This is a genomic window from Kineococcus glutinatus (assembly GCF_039542765.1).
Classification (GTDB): Bacteria; Actinomycetota; Actinomycetes; order Actinomycetales; family Kineococcaceae; genus Kineococcus_A; species Kineococcus_A glutinatus.
The window spans coordinates 1-625 of sequence record NZ_BAABIL010000906.1; the positions used below are offsets into that span (position 1 = coordinate 1).

Annotated in this window: 1 protein-coding gene; it reads right to left on the reverse strand. The window is 80.3% G+C overall.

What is annotated here, in order from left to right; all coding sequences use genetic code 11:
• On the reverse strand, positions 1 to 625 hold a 625-nt coding region (locus ABEB16_RS22490), incomplete at both ends, for a TadA family conjugal transfer-associated ATPase (RefSeq protein ID WP_345714370.1).

Consider the following 625-nt stretch of genomic DNA (forward strand, 5'->3'; position numbering starts at 1 on the left):
CACCCCGCCCCGCCCCGGCCCGGCGCCGCCCCGCTCCACGTGCAGGACGAGGTCCACGGCCGCGACGAGCTGGGCGTCGACCGCCGCCGGGCCCATGCCGGCCAGCGCGCCCAGGGCCTGCACGCGCGCGACGACGTCGGCGGCGGTGTTGGCGTGCACGGTGCCCGCGCCGCCGGCGTGCCCGGTGTTGAGGGCGGCGAGCAGGTCGCGCACCTCCGCGCCGCGGCACTCGCCGACGACGACGCGGTCGGGGCGCATCCGCAAGGCCTGGCGGACGAGGACCTCCAGCGGCACCTCCCCGCGGCCCTCGACGTTGGCGCGGCGCGCCTCCAGCCGCACGACGTGCGGGCAGGCGGGGCGCAGCTCGCCGGCGTCCTCCACGAGGACGACGCGCTCGGCGGGGTCCACCTCGCCGAGCAGGGCCTCCAGCACCGTCGTCTTGCCCGCCCCCGTGCCCCCGCTGACGAGGAAGGACAGCCGCCGGTGGACGACGGCCCGCAGCAGCGGCACCCAGGCGGGGGGCAGCGCCCCGGCGCGGACGAGGTCGTCGAGGCGGAACCGGCTGGTGGCGGGCACCCGCAGCGACAGGTGGGTGCCCTCGGGCGCCACGGGGGGCAGGACGGCG